Here is a 300-nt window from a genome sequence, read left to right as displayed (position 1 = left end):
CCCCCGCCCCTGCCCCCGCCCGCCGTTGCCGTGCCGACGACGGCTCCGGCTCCGGCTCCGATGCGGATCCCGTCGTCATCCGCGCACACCGCCCGCCGTGAGACCGGCGACGAGGTAGCGCTCCACGAAGACGAACAGCACCACCACGGGCACGATCGCCACGATCGAGGTGGCGAACAGGTACTGCCCCTGCTCGTGGTACGAGGTGACGAAGCCCGGAATCGCCCTGGTCAGCGTCATCCGGTTGTCGGACGAGGTGATCGTGAGCGCCACCACGTACTCGTTCCACGCGCCGATGAA

The 300-nt window shown here is 69.3% G+C and carries 1 pseudogene; it reads right to left on the bottom strand.

What is annotated here, in order from left to right:
- Positions 1–75: 75 nt before the first annotated feature.
- Positions 76–300 (bottom strand): annotated as a pseudogene (locus tag TN53_RS43850) (carbohydrate ABC transporter permease); the annotation flags it as partial.

Source organism: Streptomyces sp. WM6386 (assembly GCF_000972385.1).
GTDB lineage: Bacteria > Actinomycetota > Actinomycetes > Streptomycetales > Streptomycetaceae > Streptomyces.
This window is presented reverse-complemented; position numbering and strand designations above follow the sequence as displayed.